This is a genomic window from Luteibacter sp. ME-Dv--P-043b, assembly GCF_030209605.1.
Lineage (GTDB): Bacteria > Pseudomonadota > Gammaproteobacteria > Xanthomonadales > Rhodanobacteraceae > Luteibacter.
The window spans coordinates 16,758-36,387 of sequence record NZ_JARVRT010000014.1; the positions used below are offsets into that span (position 1 = coordinate 16,758).

13 protein-coding genes are annotated in these 19,630 nt (G+C 66.8%); 6 read left to right on the forward strand and 7 right to left on the reverse strand.

The window, feature by feature from the left end; genetic code table 11:
• Window positions 1-5: 5 nt before the first annotated feature.
• From QRN34_RS08645 to QRN34_RS08660, 4 genes are read right to left on the reverse strand one after another with little or no spacing between them, the layout of a single operon-like run.
• Window positions 6-779 (reverse strand): SDR family NAD(P)-dependent oxidoreductase, encoded by a 774-nt coding sequence (locus QRN34_RS08645; protein WP_285403794.1) that lies wholly within the window; start codon window positions 777-779, stop codon window positions 6-8.
• A complete protein-coding gene (locus tag QRN34_RS08650) occupies window positions 776-2,209 on the reverse strand; it encodes a TolC family protein (protein WP_285403796.1) in 1,434 nt (477 codons plus the stop codon). Before QRN34_RS08650 ends, QRN34_RS08645 begins: the two co-directional genes overlap by 4 nt.
• Window positions 2,210-2,212: 3 nt before the next feature.
• Window positions 2,213-5,404: an efflux RND transporter permease subunit gene (locus QRN34_RS08655; RefSeq protein ID WP_285403802.1), complete on the reverse strand. Its 3,192-nt coding sequence runs from the start codon at window positions 5,402-5,404 to the stop codon at window positions 2,213-2,215.
• Between the two features lie 3 nt (window positions 5,405-5,407).
• Window positions 5,408-6,589, reverse strand: coding sequence for an efflux RND transporter periplasmic adaptor subunit (locus QRN34_RS08660; RefSeq protein ID WP_285403805.1), 1,182 nt, complete (start codon window positions 6,587-6,589; stop codon window positions 5,408-5,410).
• Window positions 6,590-6,783: 194 nt separating this feature from the next.
• Here QRN34_RS08660 and QRN34_RS08665 point away from each other — a divergent pair, with 194 nt between their 5' ends.
• The gene (locus QRN34_RS08665; protein ID WP_285403809.1) at window positions 6,784-7,776 is read left to right on the forward strand and encodes a LysR family transcriptional regulator; all 993 of its coding nucleotides are present in this window, start codon (window positions 6,784-6,786) and stop codon (window positions 7,774-7,776) included.
• Window positions 7,777-7,807: 31 nt separating this feature from the next.
• Here the strand turns inward: QRN34_RS08665 and QRN34_RS08670 are convergent, their stop codons facing one another.
• The gene (locus tag QRN34_RS08670; protein WP_285403813.1) at window positions 7,808-8,602 is read right to left on the reverse strand and encodes an undecaprenyl-diphosphate phosphatase; all 795 of its coding nucleotides are present in this window, start codon (window positions 8,600-8,602) and stop codon (window positions 7,808-7,810) included.
• Window positions 8,603-8,780: 178 nt separating this feature from the next.
• On the opposite strand from QRN34_RS08670, the gene QRN34_RS08675 reads away from it, so the two are divergent.
• Genes QRN34_RS08675 through QRN34_RS08685 form a run of 3 tightly spaced genes read left to right on the forward strand, consistent with a single transcriptional unit; the run spans window position 8,781 to window position 13,294 of the window.
• Entirely contained in the window at window positions 8,781-10,295 is a 1,515-nt protein-coding gene (locus tag QRN34_RS08675; protein WP_285403821.1) for an efflux transporter outer membrane subunit, read from the forward strand.
• Window positions 10,292-11,740 carry an HlyD family efflux transporter periplasmic adaptor subunit gene (locus QRN34_RS08680; protein WP_285403823.1) on the forward strand — a complete coding sequence of 483 codons (1,449 nt, stop codon included), beginning with the start codon at window positions 10,292-10,294 and terminating at the stop codon, window positions 11,738-11,740. Before QRN34_RS08675 ends, QRN34_RS08680 begins: the two co-directional genes overlap by 4 nt.
• Window positions 11,741-11,743: 3 nt before the next feature.
• The gene (locus QRN34_RS08685) at window positions 11,744-13,294 is read left to right on the forward strand and encodes a DHA2 family efflux MFS transporter permease subunit (RefSeq protein WP_285403825.1); all 1,551 of its coding nucleotides are present in this window, start codon (window positions 11,744-11,746) and stop codon (window positions 13,292-13,294) included.
• 385 nt (window positions 13,295-13,679) lie between these two features.
• On the opposite strand, the gene QRN34_RS08690 is transcribed toward QRN34_RS08685, so the two are convergent.
• Both QRN34_RS08690 and acpA read right to left on the reverse strand, forming a co-directional pair.
• Window positions 13,680-15,314 (reverse strand): alpha/beta fold hydrolase, encoded by a 1,635-nt coding sequence (locus tag QRN34_RS08690; protein WP_285403827.1) that lies wholly within the window; start codon window positions 15,312-15,314, stop codon window positions 13,680-13,682.
• 125 nt (window positions 15,315-15,439) lie between these two features.
• Window positions 15,440-17,110: an acid phosphatase gene (gene acpA, locus QRN34_RS08695; protein WP_285403828.1), complete on the reverse strand. Its 1,671-nt coding sequence runs from the start codon at window positions 17,108-17,110 to the stop codon at window positions 15,440-15,442.
• A 235-nt stretch (window positions 17,111-17,345) separates the two neighbouring features.
• Between acpA and glnA the strand changes: the two genes are divergently transcribed.
• Entirely contained in the window at window positions 17,346-18,758 is a 1,413-nt protein-coding gene (glnA, locus tag QRN34_RS08700) for a type I glutamate--ammonia ligase (protein ID WP_285403830.1), read from the forward strand.
• A gap of 73 nt (window positions 18,759-18,831) precedes the next feature.
• Window positions 18,832-19,608: a glutaminyl-peptide cyclotransferase gene (locus QRN34_RS08705; RefSeq protein WP_285403832.1), complete on the forward strand. Its 777-nt coding sequence runs from the start codon at window positions 18,832-18,834 to the stop codon at window positions 19,606-19,608.
• Window positions 19,609-19,630: the final 22 nt, after the last annotated feature.

The window sequence follows — 19,630 nt, forward strand, 5'->3', positions numbered from 1 at the left end:
CGGCGTTACCAGGCGATCGCCTCGCCGTCGCGACAGAACCTGCCATGGATCGCCTCGCGCTCCGGCAACAGCGCGGCCCACACCACGCCGCGTGCACCCTCGGCCACCGGCCGTCCACCGCTGCCGCCCAGGGCCGTGGCGGTCCAGCCGGGGGACACGGCGTTGACCAGCACGCCGCTGCCTTCCAGTTCCTTGGCGGCCACCTGCGTATACGCGTTGAGCGCGGCCTTCGAGATGCGGTATGCCGGCGCATCGTCGCCACATATGGCATGCGTGGCGCATTCGCTGGACACGTTGACCACGCGACCGTAACCGTGCCGACGCATCAGCGGCAACACCGCCGCGGTCAGGCACCATGCACCCAGCAGGTTTACCTCGAGCGCGCCGCGTATCGTGTCCAGGTCGGGCCGCGAGGCGCGGCTACCCGTGTCGAAATACCCGCCGGCGTTGTTGACCAGGATGTCCAGCCGGCCCAGTCGTCCCTCGATGGCGGCGACGGCGGCCTGGATGTCCGCCGCCCGCGTGACGTCCAGGCGTAGCGCATGCGCGACGCCGCCCGCTTCGCGGAGGGTGCGTGCCGCCTTCTCGGCCCGCGCCATCTCGCGACCTCCGACGAACACCGTGACACCGAGCGCGGCGAGTTGCCTCGCCACCTCGAAACCGATGCCCCGGTTGGCGCCGCTCACCAGCGCCACGCGCTGGCCGAGCGGCGGCTCCACGCCCAGCGGGGTCGAGCGGGGCCTCGCCACCGGTAGCCGATGAAGCGTCGCAGCGGTCATGGCGTCTTCGCCACCTCGCTGCAGGCCTCGTTGCCGCAGGCCTGCCAGCCGCCGCCGATGGCCTTGTAAAGCTGCACGGCACGCGTGTTGGTCGCCGCCTCGGCTTCCGCCAGCTGATCCTCGGCCGATAGCTGTGTCCGCTGGGCATCGAGCAGTTCGAGGAAGTCGGTGCGGCCGGCGTCGTAGCGCAGTTTGGCCAGTTCCGCCGCGCGGCGGCTTTCGCTGGCCTGGACCACCAGCTTCTCCACGCGCACGCGCTGCTGGTTGAAACCGACCAGCGCGTTGTCGACATCTTCCAGCGCAGTGAGCACGGTGCGGTCGTAGTTGGCCTGCGCCTCTTCCGCGCGGGCCCGTGCGCCGCGCACGCCCGAAGCGACGCGCTGCACGTTCAGCCCCGACCACGAAATGCTCGGTGCCAGCTGGAAGGCACGCGAGTCGGCACCCCCGAAATCGTTGCTGCGACCGGCAAGGAAACCGATGAACCCGCCCAGCGAGATATGCGGGAAATAATCGGCCTTGGCCACGCCGATGCGCGCGTTGGCGGCGGCCAGTTCGCGCTCGGCGATACGGATGTCCGGACGCCGTTTCAGCACGTCGTCGGCGCCGCCGATCGCCAGGCTGACATCGATCGGCTTGAACGTCGCCGGCGAGAGGTCGACATCCAGCTCACCCGGCCGCGCACCCAGCAGCACCGCCAGCCGGAACGTGTCGGCCTGCGCCTGGGTCTGCAGCACCGGCAATTGCGCTTCCACCGCGGCCATCCGTGCCTTGGCGCTGGCCAGGTCCTGTTCCGCGCCGGTGCCGACATCGACCCGGGCCTGGATGACCTTGAGCGAATCCTGCTGGTTGGCGATGTCACGCCGGGCCACGTCGATCCGTAACTGGGTGCCGCGGAGGTCGAAGTAGTTGCGCGCCACCTCGGCAAACAGGGTGACCTGCGCGTCCTGCAACGAGGCCTCCCCGGCCGCGGCGTCGGCCCGTGCGGCTTCCACCGAACGGCGAATGCCGCCGAACAGGTCCAGCTCCCACGACGCATCGAAGCCCGCCTGGTACTGGGTCACCGTGGTGCGCTGCTCGCTGAAGCCCGGCTGTTGCCCGCGGCTGCGCTGGAACGATGCGACGGTTTCCACGTCGGGCACCTGCTGCGACCGTGCCGTGCCGAGCGCAGCGCGTGCCTGGTTGAGCCGGGCCGTGGCGATCCGGAGATCCGGCGCACCCTTCGCCGCGCGGACGATCAGCGCGTCGAGGGTGGGATCGCCGAACTGCGTCCACCAGCGTGCCTGCACGTCGCCGCTGTTCTGGTGCGCGGCGTCGACCCCTTGCAAGGTCACCGGCGCCTGCACGGGCGGATGGTAGTCCGGACCCACGCTGGCGCAGCCGGCAAGGACGAGGGCGACGAACAGCGCGGTACTGCGAGGAATAAAGGTCATGGCTTACGACTCCCGGGCCGCGTGTGCGAGAAGGCGACGCTCGCGGCGCTCGCGACGACGCACCTCGGTGCGTTCGTTCCAGCCGCGGATCAGCACATAGAAGAGCGGCGTGAAGATCAGGCCGAAGAAGGTGACGCCGAGCATGCCGGCGAACACCGCCACGCCCATGGCATGGCGCATTTCCGCACCGGCGCCGTGCGAGGTCACCAGGGGCACCACGCCCATGATGAAGGCGAACGAGGTCATCAGGATCGGACGCAGTCGCAGGCGCGCGGCCTCGAGCACGGCATCCACGCGGTTCATGCCGCCGATCTCCGCTTCGCGGGCGAACTCGACGATGAGGATCGCGTTCTTGCACGCCAGGCCCACCAGGACGATCAGGCCGATCTGGGTGAAGATGTTGTTGTCCCCGCCGGTGACGATGATGCCGACGATCGCGGACAGCAGCACCATCGGTACGATCAGGATCACCGCCAGTGGCAGGCTCAGGCTTTCGTACAGGGACGCCAGCACCAGGAACACCAGCAGCACGGACAGCGGGAACACCAGCACCGCCGTGTTGCCGGCGAGGATCTGCTGGTAGGTCAGTTCCGTCCACTCATAGGTCATGCCGTTGGGCAGGTTGGCCTTGACCAGTTTCTCCATCGCCGCCTGCGCCTGGCCGGTGCTGTAGCCCGGTGCCGCGCCGCCGTTGATCTCGGCCGTGGGGTAACCGTTGTAGTGCTGCACGCGGTCCGGGCCGTTGGTCTGGCGTACCGTGAGGAACGAACCCAGCGGCACCAGGTCGCCGGCGGCGTTGCGGGTTTTCAGGCCCACGATGTCGGACGGCTCGTGGCGGAACGACGGCTCCGCGGAAACGTTCACCTGGTAAGTGCGACCGAAGCGGTTGAAGTCGTTGACGTAGAGCGAGCCGAGGTACGCCTGCATGGTCTGGAACACGTCGCCCAGGTCGATGCCTTCGGACTTCGCCTTCTCACGATCGATATCGGCATCGTACTGGGGCACGCTCACCTGGAAGCTGGTGAACAGGTGGGCCAGTTCCGGCGTCTTCTGACTGGCCGCGATGATCCCCTGCGTCTGCTTGTAGAGTTCCTCGAAGCCCAGGTCGCCGCGGTCCTCGATCTGCATGCGGAAACCGCCGATCGTGCCCAGGCCGTTGACCGGCGGCGGCGGGAAGATCGCGATATAGGCATCCTGGATGCCGGCGAACTGCCCGTTGAGTCGTGCCGCGATCGCCTCGGCCGATAGGTCGGCCGCACGCCGTTCCTCGAATGGCTTCAGCGTGACGAACACGATGCCGGCGTTGGTGCTGTTGGTGAAGCCGTTGATCGACAGGCCGGGGAACTGCACGGCGCTCTCCACGCCCGGGTCCTTCAGCGCGATGTCGCCCATGCGGCGGATCACGCCCTCGGTGCGGTCCAGCGAGGCGGCATCGGGCAGCTGCGCGAACGACACGAGGTATTGCTTGTCCTGGGTCGGCACGAAGCCCGTGGGTGTCCGCGCGAAACCGAGCACGCCCAGCGCCACCAGGCCCACGTACAGCACCAGCATGACCGCGGAGAAACGCAACACCTTCTGCACGCCGCTGACATAGCCGTGCGACGCACGCTCGAAGCCACGGTTGAACGGGCGGAACAGCCAGCCCAGGCTGCGCTCCATCCACACCGTGAGCCTGTCCTTCGGCTCGTCGCGGCCCTTGAGCAGGATGGCGGACAGCGCCGGGCTCAGGGTCAGCGAGTTGAACGCCGAGATCACCGTGGAGATGGCGATGGTCAGCGCGAACTGGCGATAGAACTGGCCGGTGAGGCCGCTGATGAAGGCGGCCGGCACGAACACCGCGCACAGCACCAGCGCCGTCGCCACGATGGGGCCGGTGACTTCCGTCATCGCCTGGCGCGTGGCCGCCTTCGGGTCCAGCCCGTGCTCGATGTGTCGCTCCACGTTCTCCACGACCACGATGGCGTCGTCCACCACGATGCCGATGGCCAGCACCAGGCCGAACAGCGACAGCGCGTTGAGCGAGAAGCCGACCAGGTACATCACCGCGAACGTGCCGATCAGCGACACCGGCACGGCCACCAGCGGGATGATCGACGCGCGCCAGGTCTGCAGGAACAGGATCACCACCAGCACCACCAGCAGGATCGCCTCGAACAGCGTGTGCACGACGGCCTCGATGGAGCCGCGCACGAACACGGTCGGGTCGTAGACGATCGAGTAGTCGACGCCCTGCGGGAAGTCCTTCTTCAGCGTGGCCATCTGCGCGCGCACCTCGTCGGAGATGGCGATCGCGTTCGAGCCGGGCCGCTGGAAGATCGGGATGGCCACGGCCTCGCGGTTGTTCAGCAGGCTGCGCAGCGCGTAGTTGTTCGAGCCCAGCTCCACGCGCGCCACGTCACGCAGGTGCGTGACCGAACCGGTGGCGTCGCTGCGCACGATGATGTTGAGGAAGTCGTCCTCGGTGACCAGGCGGCCGCGCGTGTTGATGTTGACCTGGAACGCGTTGGAATTCGGACCCGGCGGTGCGTTGAGCGAGCCGGCCGCCACCTCGATGTTCTGCTCGCGCACGGCCTTGATCACGTCGCCCGTGGTGAGGTTGCGGATGGCCAGCTTCTCGGGATTCATCCACACGCGCATGCTGTACTCGCCCGCGCCGAACAGCTGCACGTCGCCCACGCCGTCCAGGCGGGCCAGCTGGTCCTTGATGCGCGTGCGTGCGTAGTTCGACAGGTAGAGCATGTCGTAGCGATGGTCGGGCGAGGTGAGATGCACCACCATCGTCAGGTCGGGCGAGCTCTTGGTGGTGGTGACACCCAGGCGCTGCACTTCCTCGGGCAGGCGGGGCAGTGCCTGCGCCACGCGGTTCTGCGTCTGCACCTGCGCGTTGTCCAGGTCGGTGCCCAGCGCGAAGGTCACGGTGAGGGTCATCTGTCCGTCGCTGGTGGCCTGCGAAGACGTGTACAGCATGCCCTCGACGCCGTTGATCTGTTCCTCCAGCGGCGTGGCCACCGTTTCGGCGATGACCTTGGGGTTGGCGCCGGGGTAGCTGGCCTTGACCACGACGGTGGGCGGCACGACCTCGGGGTATTCGCTGATCGGCAGCCTGAACACGGCGATGCCGCCGGCGATCAGGAACAGCACCGACAGCACGCCCGCGAGGATCGGGCGGTTGACGAAGTATTGGGCGATTTTCATCGATCAGTCCTGGTTCCGCGCCATGGCGAGGGTGCGCGTGCCTTCCGGTACCAGCGAGGCCATCGCGACCCGCTTGGCGTTCACGTCCATGCCCGGCCGCACGTGCTGCAAGCCGTTGACGATCACCACGTCGTCCGCGGTCAGCCCGCTGTCGACCACGCGCAGGCCGTCCACCAGCGCGCCGGTGGCGATGCGGCGGTATTCCACCTTCTTGTCCTTGCCCAGCACGTAGACGAACTTGTTACCGAGGTCGGTGCCCACGGCTTTGTCGTCGATCAATGCGCGCGGCTGGGTGGTGCCGCTGCGCAGTTCCACGCGGGCGAACAAGCCGGCGGTGTACGCGCCATCGGCGTTGGGAAACACGGCGCGCAGGCGGATGGTGCCGGCGCCGGCCCGCACCTGGTTGTCGACGAAGTCGATCCTGCCGGTATGCGGGTAGCCGGTTTCATCCGCCAGGCCCATCCGCACGTCCGGCGCGTGACCATCCTGGCGGCGCAGGCGGTCCAGCTTGAGGAAGGTCTGCTCATCCACGTCGAAGTACACGTACATCGGGTCCACCGTGATCACGCTGGTCAGCGTGTCGCTGGGGGTGACCAGGTTGCCGGCGGTGATCTGCGCGTTGCTCACCTTGCCGTCGACGGGCGCGCGTACCTCGGTGAACGACAGGTTGAGGCGCGCCGCGTCCATGGCAGCCTGGACGGACGCGACCTGTGCCTTCGCACTCACGGCCGCGGTGTCGAGCCGGTCGGCTTCCTCCTGTGACACGGCGTGCTGCTGGACCAGCTTGGCGCCGCGCGCGGTGTTGGCCTCGGCGTTCTTCGCCTCGGCGCGCGCCTGGGCCAGGTTGGCGGCCAGGCGGTCGGTTTCCGCGCGGTACGGGCGCGGATCGATGGTGAAGAGCAGGTCGCCCTTCTTCACCGTGGCGCCTTCCCGGAAATGCACGCTGTCGATGTAGCCGCCGACCCGGGGCCGGATCTGGATCGAGTCCACGGCCTGGATGCGTCCGGTGAACCCGCTGGCGTCCGACACCGGGCGCAACACCACCTGGGCCACCGTGACGTCGGGCGTGGGCATCGCCATGGCCGTTTCGGCGGCATGCGAGGGAGCGCCACCGCCGCCGAGCCACAGCGCCGAGGCGACGGCGACCGCAAGGGCGGCCGAACCGAGCAGGATTTTCTTCTTCATGGCGGGGTGTCCTGGATGTGTCGAAATAGGCGGGGGAACGGCAAGGCGGCGGAGCGTACGACCTCAAGCGCGCTCGAGGTCAAGCCGGTTCCACCCAGGTGGCGTAATCTAGGTCTTGCCCCGCAAGCGAAAAATGGGTCTACAATCACCCCGCCTGTGACGCCCAGTCACGAATCCGTCCAGCGGGGTCGACCGTGGAAGACTTTTCAGCGATCAGCGTTTTCGTCCGCGTAGTGGAAGCCAAGAGCTTCTCGTCGGCGGCCATGCAACTCGAAATGACCCCGTCCGGGGTCAGCCGGGCCATCTCCCGGCTGGAGGAAAGCCTGGGTGCGCGGCTGTTCTTCCGCTCGACACGTTCGCTGCGGTTGACCGACGATGGCTCCGCGTTCTACCTGCGTTGCAAGGAGATCCTTGCCGACCTCACCGAGGCCACCGAGGCCCTGGGCTACGCCAAGACCAAGCCCGTGGGCAAGCTGCGCGTGGCCGCGTCGTCCGCCATCGGTCGCGCCGCGATCATTCCGAACCTCGCGGAATTCGAGCAGCGGTTCCCGGATATTCGGCTTGAACTGACGATGTGCGATTTCCCGTTCGACCTGAACGAAGGCGGCTTCGACTGCGCCATCCGGATGGGCGAGCTGGCCGATTCCAGCCTCATCGCGCGCAAGATCGGCCACTTCAGCAACGTGCTGTGCGCCGCGCCGTCGTACCTGGCGCGCCACGGCACACCGACCCGCATCGACGACCTCAAGGCACACCGCACGGTCAACTTCGTGCACCCCAGCACGGGCAAGCCCTACCAGTGGCAGTTCGACTCACCCGGCGGTCGCGTGTCGGTGGACGTGGATGCCCACATGCTCATCAACGATGGGGAATCGGTCATCCAGGCGGCCATCGCCGGCCTGGGCATCATCCAGGCGCCGCATTGCCTGGCCGCCTCGGCGCTGCAGAAGGGCGCGCTGGAAATCATCATGACCGACACGATCTCCACCGGCTCCAACCTGTGGATCGTCTACCCGCAGAAACGCCATCTGTCGGCGCGCGTGCAGGCGTTCATCGAGTGGACCAGCGAGTTGTTCCAGCGCACCAGCACGCCGCAATGCAAGATCGTGGAACAGCAGCAAGCCGAACTGGCGCGTCTGCGCCAGGTGGCGCTGGCCGAGCCGGAGCCGATCGCCGCCGTGGCCTGACCGGCGTCGTGCCGCCGGCGTAGGGCGTGGGTCAGCCGCCGGCGGGCAGGAACAGCAGCAGGGCGATGCCCAGCACGATGCGGTACAGGGCGAACACCGTGAAGCGATGCGAGCGGATGTAGCCGAGCAGCCACTTCACCGCCACGAACGCGACCAGCGTGGACACCACGAAGGCCACGGCCAGGCCCGTCCAGTCCTCGCCCGCCGCGCCGCCGTGCGTGAACGTCTTCAGCAGTTCGTAGCCCGTGGCCGCGTACATCGTCGGGATGCCGACGAGGAAAGTGAACTCCGTGGCCGCGGCCCGGTTGGTGGTACCGCCCAGCATGGCGACGAAGATGGTGGCGGCCGAACGTGACGTGCCGGGGAAGATGCCGGCCACCATCTGGGCCAGGCCTACCAGGATGGCGACGCGCCAGCTGACCGCCACCTGGTCGGGTCGATCCGCCGCCACTTTCTCCGCCACGATCATCCACAGGCCGCCGACGATCAGCGCCCAGGCGACGGGGGTGATCGTCTCGGGCAGCTTGAAGCCCAGTTTGGTCACCACCAGGCCCAGCGCTGCGGTGATGAGGAAAGCCACGCCCAGCTTCATCACGTAGTCGCGGGTCTCGGGTTTGCGCCAGTGCACCACCAGGCTCCACAGGGTGCGCCAGTAGATGAAGGTGACCGCGAGGATGGCGCCGGCCTGGATAGCCACGTTGAACAGGTCGGACCGGGCCCCGAGCCAGCGTTCGGCAATGAGCAGGTGGCCCGTGCTGGAGACAGGCAGGAACTCGGTGATCCCCTCGACGATGCCGAGGAGGATGGCGCTGATCAGGTCATTCACGTGCGTGGCATCCGGTCGCGGAACAGGATCGCCTAGCTTAGCGGCACCGGCTCACCATTCCTTGCGACTTGCTTCACTGGATGAACCGTCACATACCGCCCACGCCGCCGGCTGGTAATTTTCGCCGACGCGATACGGCGGTTTCACGGCCGCCCGCCTGTATTCAACGGACCCTTCCATGCCCAATCCCCATCGGCACCGCCGCCGGAGCGGCGGCCTCCGCGTTGCCGTTCTCGCTGCGGCCTTGATGCTGGCGGCCTGCGCCCCGGCCGTGCGTCCGCCCGCCTTCGTGCCGCGCGACGAGGTGCCGATCGCTGGCCTGCCGACCAGCCAGGCGGGATGGCCGCAGCCGGAATGGTGGAAGCGCTACGACGACGCACAGCTGGACCGCGTGGTGGACCTGGCCATGCGCGGCTCGCCGAACATGGAGCAGGCCGAGGCGCGCTATCGCGCGGCGCTGCGGGCGGTGGACTCGGCAAAGGCCGAACTGAACCCACAGGTGCGTGGGTTGGTCAACGGCGGCCACGGCTACAACGACGTTTCGCTCAAGGGGCAGATGCCGGGCGCCACGGGCAGCGCGCAAGGCTTCCAGCTGAATCCCGGCAAGAGCTGGAGCAACAGCGGCGTGGCCGGCGCGTTGGCCACGTGGGACCTGGACCTCTGGGGCAAGCAGAAGGCAGCCGTGCAGGCGTCGGTCGGGCAGGCGCGCGCCGCCGAGGCCGAACGGGCGTCCGCCGCCACCTCGCTGCAGTACAACGTGGTCAACACGTATTTCGACTGGCAGGCCCAGCAGGCCCGCCTGGCCGTGGCCCGCCATGCGGCCGACAGCTCGTCGCAATACCGCGACCTGGTAGAGCTGCGGGTGCACGCCGGCCTGGACGATCCCACCGCGCTCGACCAGGCCGATGCCCAGCTGGCGCAGACGCGACAGAACGTGGCGCAGCTGGAAGGCGCGGCCAGCCTCGACCTGGCCCAGCTCGCCGCACTGGCCGGCGTGTCGCCGAAGGATCTCGGCAACCTGACGCCCTCGCCGCTGCCCACCCCGGATACCCGCCTGCCCGACGACGCCCGCATCGGACTGCTGGCCCGGCGCCCGGATATCGCCGCCGCGCGCTGGCAGATCGAAGCCTCGTCGAAGACCATCGACCAGGCGCGCAAGGCCTACTACCCCGATGTGAGCCTGATGGCGCTTGGGGCCTTCCTGCGCACGTATCCCGACCTGGGCTCCGGCACGCGTACCGACCTCACGCTTGGGAACCTGGGCGCATCGGTGCAGCTACCGATTTTCAGCGGCGGCCGGCTGCGGGCCCAGTTCGAGAGCGCGCAGGCGCAGCTGGACAGCGCCGTGGCCCAGTACGACGGCGCCGTGGTGCAGGCCGCCGGCGACATCTCACAGGGCATTGCGCAATTGCAGGCGCTGGACGCCCAGCGCGTACAGGTGGACCGCCAGTACGAGGCCACCGCGGCGCAGAAGTCCAAGGCGGCCGATCGCCGGAGCAAGGGCCTGATCGACGACCGCACCTGGCTCAACGCCGACATGCAGCTCGACCAGCAGCGCGACGCCCGCCTGCAGCTCACCAGCCAGATGCTCTCCGCCAACCTTTCCCTTATCCATGCACTGGGCGGCGGCTACCACGCCGACGACCTGCCCGCTCTTCCGGCCACCGCCGCCGGCAAGGACTCCCCGCGATGACCCCTGACTACGAAACGCCCGGCGAAGGTAACGGTGACGGCCTCGCGCCGCAGCCCTACAAGTACCGTTACAAGTACCTGCACAAGTACGGCGACGAATCGCCGCGCGGTGAGCGCGACGAGCATGCCGGCGATGAAGACGACGACGGCAGGGACGAGGAAAAGGAAAAGGACAAGGACGCCGGAAAGCGGGGCGGCGACAAGGACGATAAGGAACAGAACAAGGACAAGAAAGACGGCAAGGACGGCAAGGACGAGGACAAGAAGGAAGACGACCCCAAGGCCAAACGCAAGAAGGTCATCGTCCTGTCGATCATCGCCGCCGTGTTCGTGCTGGCCGGCATCGGCTGGCTGCTCTACTACATCTTCGTGCTGTCGCAGCGCGAGACCACCGACGATGCCTACGTCAAGGGCGACATGGTGACCATCTCGTCCCGTGTGGCCGGCACGGTGGTGGAGGTGGGGGTGGAGGAAACCGAGCGGGTGCACCAGGGCCAGGTGCTGATCAAGCTGGACCCCGTCGATGCCCAGGTCAGCCTGATGAATGCGGAGGGCCAGCTGGCCCAGGCCGTGCGCCAGGCCCAGGCACAGATGCAGCAGGCCAATCAGGCTGATGCCGCCATCCCGCAGCGTCGCGCCCAGTACGAACAGGCACGTGACGACTACAACCGCCGCCATCCGCTGCTCGAGCGTCGCGCGGTGTCCGCCGAGGAAGTGGACAACGGCAAGCGCCAGATGCAGCAGGCCAAGGCGGCGCTGGACGCGGCCGAGCGCGAGGCCGCCGCGGCGCACGCTCAGGTCGATGGCACCACCGTAGAGACCTACCCCGCGGTGATCCAGGCCCGTTCGCAGTTCCGCAACGCATGGGTGAACAGCGGCCGCAACGCCATCGTCTCGCCCATCGAAGGCTACGCCGCGCGTCGCCAGGTGCAGGTGGGCCAGCGTATCCAGCCGGGTCAGGACCTGCTGACCGTGGTGCCGCTGGCCGACCTGTGGGTCGATGCCAACTTCAAGGAAACCCAGCTGGAGCACATCCGCATCGGCCAGCCGGTGAAGCTCACCACCGACATGTATTCGGACGTGGAATACCACGGCAAGGTGGTGGGCCTGAACGCCGGCACCGGCAGCGCGTTCTCGCTGCTGCCCGCCGAGAACGCCACCGGCAACTGGATCAAGGTGGTGCAGCGCCTGCCCGTACGCATCGCCATCGACGCGGAGGACCTGCGCAAGCACCCGCTGCGCATCGGCCTGTCCACCGACGTGAACGTGGACACGCACGACCGCGACGGCCGCGTGCTCTCGGAAACGCCGCGTAGCAAGCCGCTGGCCAGCACCAACGTTTACGAGCAGGAGATGGGCGAGGCCGACCAGCGCGCCGAGCAGATCATCCGCGAGAACACGGTGGATGCAACCCCGAAGCCGGTAGCGGCCAAGCGCGGCGGCTGATCGATGGCCGGGCAGAACGGCAACGGCGGGTCCAGGCCGCCGCTCACCGGCGGCGCGCTGGTGCTGCTTACCGCGGGCGTGGCGCTGGCCACGTTCATGGAGGTGCTCGACATCTCCATCGTCAACGTGTCGGTGCGTACCATCGCCGGCAACGTGGGCGTCAGCAGCAACGAAGGCACCATGGCGATCAGTGCCTACTCGATGGCCAGCGCGGTGATGCAGCCGCTGACCGGTTGGGTGGCACGGCGCTTCGGCGAGGTGCGTACCTTCATGACCTCGGTGGCGCTGTTCGTGGTGTTCTCCGCGCTGTGCGGGTTCTCCACCTCGATGCCCATGCTCATCGTCTTCCGCCTGCTGCAGGGCGCGGTATCGGGCCCGATGGTGCCGTTGTCGCAAACCCTGCTGCTGAACAACTACCCGGTGGCGCGACGACCCATCGCGCTGGCGCTATGGGCAATGACAGTGGTGGTCGCGCCCGTGTTCGGCCCGATCCTGGGTGGCTGGATCACCGACAACTACCACTGGTCGTGGATCTTCTTCATCAACATCCCGGTGGGCATCTTCGCCGTGGTGGTGACGTACGCCCTGCTGCGTGATCGCGAGTCCAAAGTCACCAAGATGCCGATCGATGCGATCGGCCTGTTCCTGCTGGCGGTGGGCGTAGGCTGCCTGCAGTTCATGCTGGACAACGGTAACGACGACGACTGGTTCACGTCCAAGACCATTACCGTGCTGGCGATCGTCTCGCTGGTCTGCATCACCTTCCTGATCGCGTGGGAACTGATGCACAAGCATCCCGTGGTCGAGCTGCGCCTGTTGGGCAAACGCAACTTCTTCGTCGGCGTACTGTGCCTGTCGCTGGGCATGTTCGCCTTCTTCGGCGGCACCGTGGTCATGCCGATGTGGGTGCAGGAGGTCCTGGGCTATACCGCCACCTGGGCGGGCTTCGTGGTCGCGCCCATCGGCATCCTGGCCATCGTGCTATCGCCCATCGTCGGCGTATTCCAGAACAAGTTCGACCTGCGACTGCTCAACACCATCGGCTTCGCGGTGTTCGCCGCGGCGTCGTTCTACATGTCGACGCTGAGCACCAACGCGCCCTACGGGGAGCTGGCCATTCCGCGCCTTTGCATGGGTGCGGGCATCGCTTTGTTCTTCGTGCCGGTGAATCAGATCATCCTCTCCGGCATGCCGGACGACGAAGTGGCCAGCGCGTCGGGGCTATCCAACTTCTTCCGCACACTGGCGGGCAGCATCGCCACCGCGGTCAGCACCACGATGTATTCGCACCGCACCACGTACCACCACGCGGTGCTGGTGGAAAACGTGAGCGCGGGCAATCGCGCTACCACCGAATACCTGGACCGCTTCCAGGCGCTGGGGGTGCAGGGTCCACCCGCGAACGCGGCGCTCAACCGCCTGGTGGACATGCAGGCGGCCACGCTGGCGGTGAACGACGTGTTCTGGATCTTCGGGCTTATCTTCGGCCTGGCCATGATCGCGATCTGGTTCGCCAAGCCGCCTTTTGCATCGGGTGGCACGCCGGGGCATTGATCCGGCGTGGCCCGACGTACATCGCATGTCTCAGCGGAACGCCGAAACACGCTCGCGGTTCTGGTCGCTCACCTTGAAATGCAGGGCATCTGTCGTGGGGACGAGCGTCAAGGTATCCAGGTAATAGGCAGGAGCGCTGGACGTCTCGGAGCTAAAGGCCTTGACCCCCAACCTGCACGGAATAACCTGCATCCAAGTAGGTGACGATCTGCCATCGCGAGATGACGGCTGACTCCTTGTCGTGTTGATAGGAGCCTCCGTTGCACGCCGTCCGGAGCGTTATGGATTCGCGGTCGTCCCTGTCGTCCGTGAAACGAATGCGTTGTATACCCCGTATCTAGCCAAGATGATGCCGAATCGGCGCGTCATTGATTCGGCCCGCTCGTCAGCGGAGGCTGTAATAAGCAGGATGATCGTCGGGCCGCTCGAACGCGCACACCGATTCCTGGCGGTCGTGCATGGGCAACGTACCGTCCAGCAGATAACGGGCCGCGTCGTGCTCGATGCATGCGGTGCCCGTCTGGCCGAGCAGCCCGTGCAAGTCCGTGCCGGTAGCCGTGATCAGGCGTGCGTTGGGATACTTCGGCAACGTGATGTTTCGTGCACCCTCGATCGGCGTTGTCACGTCGTTCTCGGCATGGAGCATCAGGAAGGGTTGCCCTTGCGCGAGCACGTCCAGATCGGGGGTACGTGAGGTGCGCGGTCCCCACGATGCGCAGACGAGTTGGACGAATGTCTGTACCCCGTTGCCCAGGGGATAGTTGAAGGCGTCGTTGTCCGAGCGGGCGCGTATCTGCGGCTCGCTTCCCCAGTTCGCTTCGTCGTTGCACACCACGGCGAGGTAGGTGGACTGCTCGTACCGGTCTTCGGGCGACGTGGGCGGTGTGGTCAACGGCGGAGCAAGCCAGGGTGTCAGCAGGTCCCACGCCGCAACCTGCAGCGCCACGTGCGCGGCGCGGTCGGTGCTCATGCGTTCCGCCACCATGCGCGTGGCGAGGCGTTTCCAGCCGTGCCATCCGTCTTCATCCAGCCAGCGGCTCATCGTCAACGCAGCGGCCAGGTGTTGGGGCGTGTCGAGCATGTCGTACCAGTGCGGCCTCACCGCCGGGTGCAGCGTATGCGGCGCCCAGCGAAGCGCAGCACGATCCGGCGGCTGGCCGAAGCGGACCGGGTCGGCGAGTAACGGTGCCAGCACCTGCGTCTCGAATCGCTGCTGGCGCTTGTCCATCGACGCGTAGGTCGCTGTCCTGAAGGACGCAGGAAACACCATGCTCGAGTCCAGCAGCATGCGGCCGATGTGATCCGGATACATCGCGGCGTACCACGCCCCGACCCTTCCGCCGTACGACGCGCCGTAGAAGTGGATGCGATCCTCGCCGATCGCGCGCCGGACGTAATCCATGTCGTGGACGTGCTGCTCCGTACTGATATAGCGAGCCTCGGGCGCACGGGTGCACGCACTGGCCAGCGCGCGTGTACCCGCGACCAGCTGGCGCCAGTGTGCGTCGTCGCGATGGGTCGGCAGGAACGGGTGAACCGTGTTGGCGGCCTCGCTGCAATCCAGTGTCCAGCCGCCCTGCATGCCACGCGGTATGACGCCGATGATGTCGTAGCGGTCTACGAGCTCACGCTTCATGCCATGCACGGGATCGTGCGGGTCCCAGGACTGGAAGGCGGAGACCAGTCCGGTCACCAGGCTGGCCGGATGACCGCCTGGACCACCGATGTTGACGAACAGTACGCCCTTGCGGTTCGCCCGGTCGGCCGCTGCCATGCGTATGGCGCCGACCTCGATCGTCCGTCCATCGGGCTGGCGGTGATCGAGCGGGGCAAGGAAACGCGCGCAACTCAAGCGGCCATCGAACGCATGGTCGTCTTCCTTGACGAGCGACGGGTCGCAGGGCAGCCACGCGATGCGTGGCACGTCGTTTGCGGACGCGGCGGGCGTTGGCTGGGCTGGCGAGAACAGAGCGACGACGAGACAGGCGGCGATACGGCCGCGAAGCGAAAGCACTGGCATGCGACATCCTTGTCGATGTAAAAGAGGGCGCAGTGTATGCGAGACCTCTCCAGCGTTTGCAGGCGCGACTGCCGCTGCTGTGCGTCAGCCTTCTGTGCGTAGGCGCGTAGCCCGGTTCAGACGCCCTAGAACGCCAGTGTCTCGGTCAGGTCGCCCGGTGGCGGTCCTCCCGCTGCGATCATGGCGTCTTCCCGCATTTTCAGGCCCGGCAGCTTCTCCAGTTTGAAACGTCGCGTGAGGAAACGCGCGATGGAGCCGGTGTCGTAGATGGTGTGCTCCACATGGCCTTTCTTCGCGTAGGGCGAGACGACCAGCGCGGGAATCCGCGTGCCCGGGCCCCAGCGATCGCCCTTCGGAGGCGCCACGTGGTCCCACCAGCCACCGTTCTCGTCGAAGGTGATCACCACCAGCATGTCCTTCCACTGGGGGCTGTTGCGCAGGGCGTGCACCACCGTGGCGAGGTGGCGATCGCCGGCTTCCACATCGGAATAGCCCGCATGCATGTTGAGGTTGCCCTGCGGCTTGTAGAACGCCACGGGCGGCAGCTTGCCGGCGGCGATATCGGCGAGGAAGCGGTTGGTTGCCGCCGTTTCGCCCAGGCCGCCGTCGCGCAGGTGGCGCTTGCGCGCGTCGGTGCCGGGGGCGAGCGATACGAAGTAATTGAGTGGCTGGTGGTGCGGCTGGAAATTGGGGGTCTGCGGAAAGCTGGACTCGCTGCCATCGCCCTTGCCGTCCAACGCGGCCTGGAATCCGCCGGCGTACCAGGCCCAGTCGATGCCCTTCGCGGACAGCATGTCGCCGATGTGCCGGTGCGTCTGCGGCGGCAACGTGTTGGCGCTGGTGGCATCGGCCAGCTCGGGATGCTTGCGGTCCACGTTGAAACCGGGCGAGTAGGGCGGCCCGATGGTGTTCACGGCCCAGAAATCCGGGGTGAGCGTGTTGTGGTTGGCGAACTTCGGCTTGCCGTCCATCGCGCTCTTCGGGGAATCCTCGGCCATCTTCAGGCGAGGGTCCATCGGGTCGCCGCTTTCCGTCACGGCGATATTGAACTGCGCCGGGCTCTTGTCCGCCGCGGGATAAAACGGCGGCTGCGCGGCCACGAGGTACTGGTGGTTGAGGAACGAGCCACCGAAGGCCCCCATGAAGAAGTTGTCGCACAGGGTGAACTGCGCGGCGATGTTCCACAGGCGCAGGTGCACGGGCGTGCTGGCGTAGCGGCCCATGGTCAGCGCGCCGTTGTCGCCCCAGGCGACGAAGCCGTCGTTCCTGCCGCCGTTGATCTGCAGCTGGTTGTTGTAGAACGCGTGGACGAGGTCGCGCGTGACCACGCCGTGCGGCAGCGGTGTGCCATCGCCGGTATGCAGCGCCCACGGCGCATTGGGCAGGCCGGTGATGTCCTTCTCACCGATCTTGTATGTGGTGTGGTCGACGACCTGTTCGTGCGGCACCATGCCGTCCCAGATCGGCGGCAGGGTCTTCAGCGGCGTGCCGTCGCGATCGCGCTGGACCAGGCGTTCCGCCGGAACCGAACCCAGTGGCTGCTGCAACCCCGGGAAATCACCGAACAGGTTGTTGAAGCTGCGGTTCTCGGCGTAGATCACCACCACGTTGCCGATGTGCTTTTCGAGCAGCGCGTCCAGCGCGGCGCCGGTCGGTGCCGGCCCAGGCGTCTTCTTGCCCGCCGCGGTCACGTCCTGCACGCCACCCAGCGCCAGCAGCGCGCCGGTGGTGGCCATGCCGCCCAGCAACCGGCGTCGCGCGGTATCGGGGGTATCGGTGTCGTTTTTCTTGGTCATGGCCGCTCGGCGTGCGTCGACCCTGGGTGCGGGCGGACGAAGGGGGTGGGTAGGAGAAGGCAAAGGGTAAACGAACGGCGTCCGGCGGTCGCGCCCCAAGCGCGCTCCCGGTGGGTGCAATCGAATCCAGCATGCACCTTATTGGTGCAAGCAAGCGAATGTCACGCGGGCGTTTTATGATGCCGGGGCCTGAACCGGATCGCTTCCGACCCCACATCCATTCCGAGGTTTGCCCATGTCCGCCGCTTCCAAAGTGCTGAACCTGATCCAGGACGAGGAAATCGAGTTCGTCGACCTGCGCTTCGCCGACATGCTCGGCAAGCACCACCACGTCACGTTCCCCGCCCACGCCATCGACGAGGGCACCTTCGAAGACGGCAAGATGTTCGACGGCTCGTCGATCGCCGGCTGGAAGGGCATCAACGAATCCGACATGGTGCTGATGCCGGACCCGGAAACCGCCCACCTCGATCCGTTCAGCGCGCACAAGCAGCTGATCCTGCATTGCGACGTGCTCGAGCCCAGCACCATGCAGGCCTACGGCCGCGATCCGCGCTCGATCGCCAAGCGCGGCGAAGCCTTCCTCAAGTCCACCGGCATTGCCGACACCGCCTTCTTCGGTCCGGAGCCCGAGTTCTTCATCTTCGACTCGGTGCGCTGGCAGAACGACATGGGCCGCGTGTTCTACGAGATCGGCTCGGAAGAAGCGGCGTGGTCGTCGCGCTACAAGTACGACGGCACCAACAGCGGTCACCGTCCGGCCGTCAAGGGCGGCTATTTCCCGGTCAGCCCGGTGGACACCCTGGGCGACATGCGCGCGGACATGTGCAAGGTGCTGGAGTCGCTCGGCCAGGTGGTCGAAGTGCACCACCATGAAGTGGCCAACGCGGGCCAGTGCGAGATCGGCACCCGCTTCAACACCCTGGTGAAGAAGGCCGACGAACTGATGACGATGAAGTACGTCATCAAGAACGTCGCGCACCAGCAGGGCAAGACGGTCACCTTCATGCCCAAGCCCATCGTCGGCGACAACGGCTCCGGCATGCACGTGCACCAGTCGCTGTCCAAGAACGGCGAAAACCTCTTCGCGGGCGACCTCTACGGCGGCCTGTCGCAGACGGCGCTGTGGTACATCGGCGGTATCTTCAAGCATGCCAAGGCCATCAACGCGTTCGCCAACTCTACGACCAACAGCTACAAGCGTCTGGTTCCGGGCTTCGAGGCACCGGTCATGCTGGCCTATTCGGCCCGCAACCGTTCGGCGTCCTGCCGCATCCCGTACGTGTCCAGCCCGAAGGGTCGCCGCATCGAGATCCGCTTCCCGGATCCCATGCAGTCGGGCTACCTGACCTTCACCGTGCTGATGATGGCCGGTCTCGACGGTATCCTGAACAAGATCGACCCCGGCGCACCGGCCGACAAGGATCTCTACGACCTGCCGCCGGAAGAAGAGAAGAACATCCCGCAGGTGTGTGCCAGCCTCGACGAGGCCCTGGTCGCGCTCGACAAGGATCGCGACTTCCTCAAGGCCGGGGGCGTCTTCACCGACGACTTCATCGACAGCTACATCGCGCTGAAGATGCAGGAAGTGACCCGCTACCGCGCCAGCACCCACCCGCTGGAATTCCAGATGTACTACGCGCTCTGATCCCGGAGCCGTTACATTCCGGACAGAGGGGCGCTTCGGCGCCCCTCGCCCGTTCTGGCGCAAGGTCTATGTCATGAGAACGCACTCCATCCGCATGCCCGCCCTGGTCCTGTCGGCGGCGCTGGTCTTCAGCGGCACCGCGGCGGCCGCCGATATCCCGGTGTACCGCTATACCGTCGTGCACACATTCCCGCACGATCCGCAGGCCTTCACTGAAGGGCTCTTTTACGACGGCGGCTTCCTCTACGAAAGCACGGGGGAGTACATGGGTTCGGGCGTGCGCAAGGTGCGCCTCGACACGGGCAAGGTGGTGCAGCAGCTGGACACCCCGGCGGGCTACTTCGGCGAAGGCATCATCCTCACGGGCAACCGCCTGCTCCAGCTCACCTGGCGCGACGGCGTGGGTTTCATCTACGACCGCAAGACGTTCGCGCCGATGGGCACGTTTCGCTACCCCGGCGAGGGCTGGGCGCTGACGCGTGACGCGAAGCACCTCTACCTGAGCGACGGCACGCCCACCCTGCGCGTGCTCGACCCCGACACCCTGGCACAGACCGGCACCATCGAGGTCACGGCCGATGGCGTGCCCCTGCGCATGATCAACGAACTGGAATGGGTGAAGGGCGAGATCTTCGCCAACGTCTGGCAGACCGATCGCATCGCGCGCATCGATCCGAAGACCGGCCACGTCACCGGATGGATCGACCTCGGCGGTCTGGTCGACCACAGCCGCATGGCCGACCCGGTCGACGACGTGCTCAACGGCATCGCCTACGATGCCGCGCACGATCGCCTGTTCGTCACCGGCAAGCGGTGGCCGAGCGTGTTCGAGATCCGCCTGAAGCGCTGAGGCGCGCGCCTCTTCACTGCCT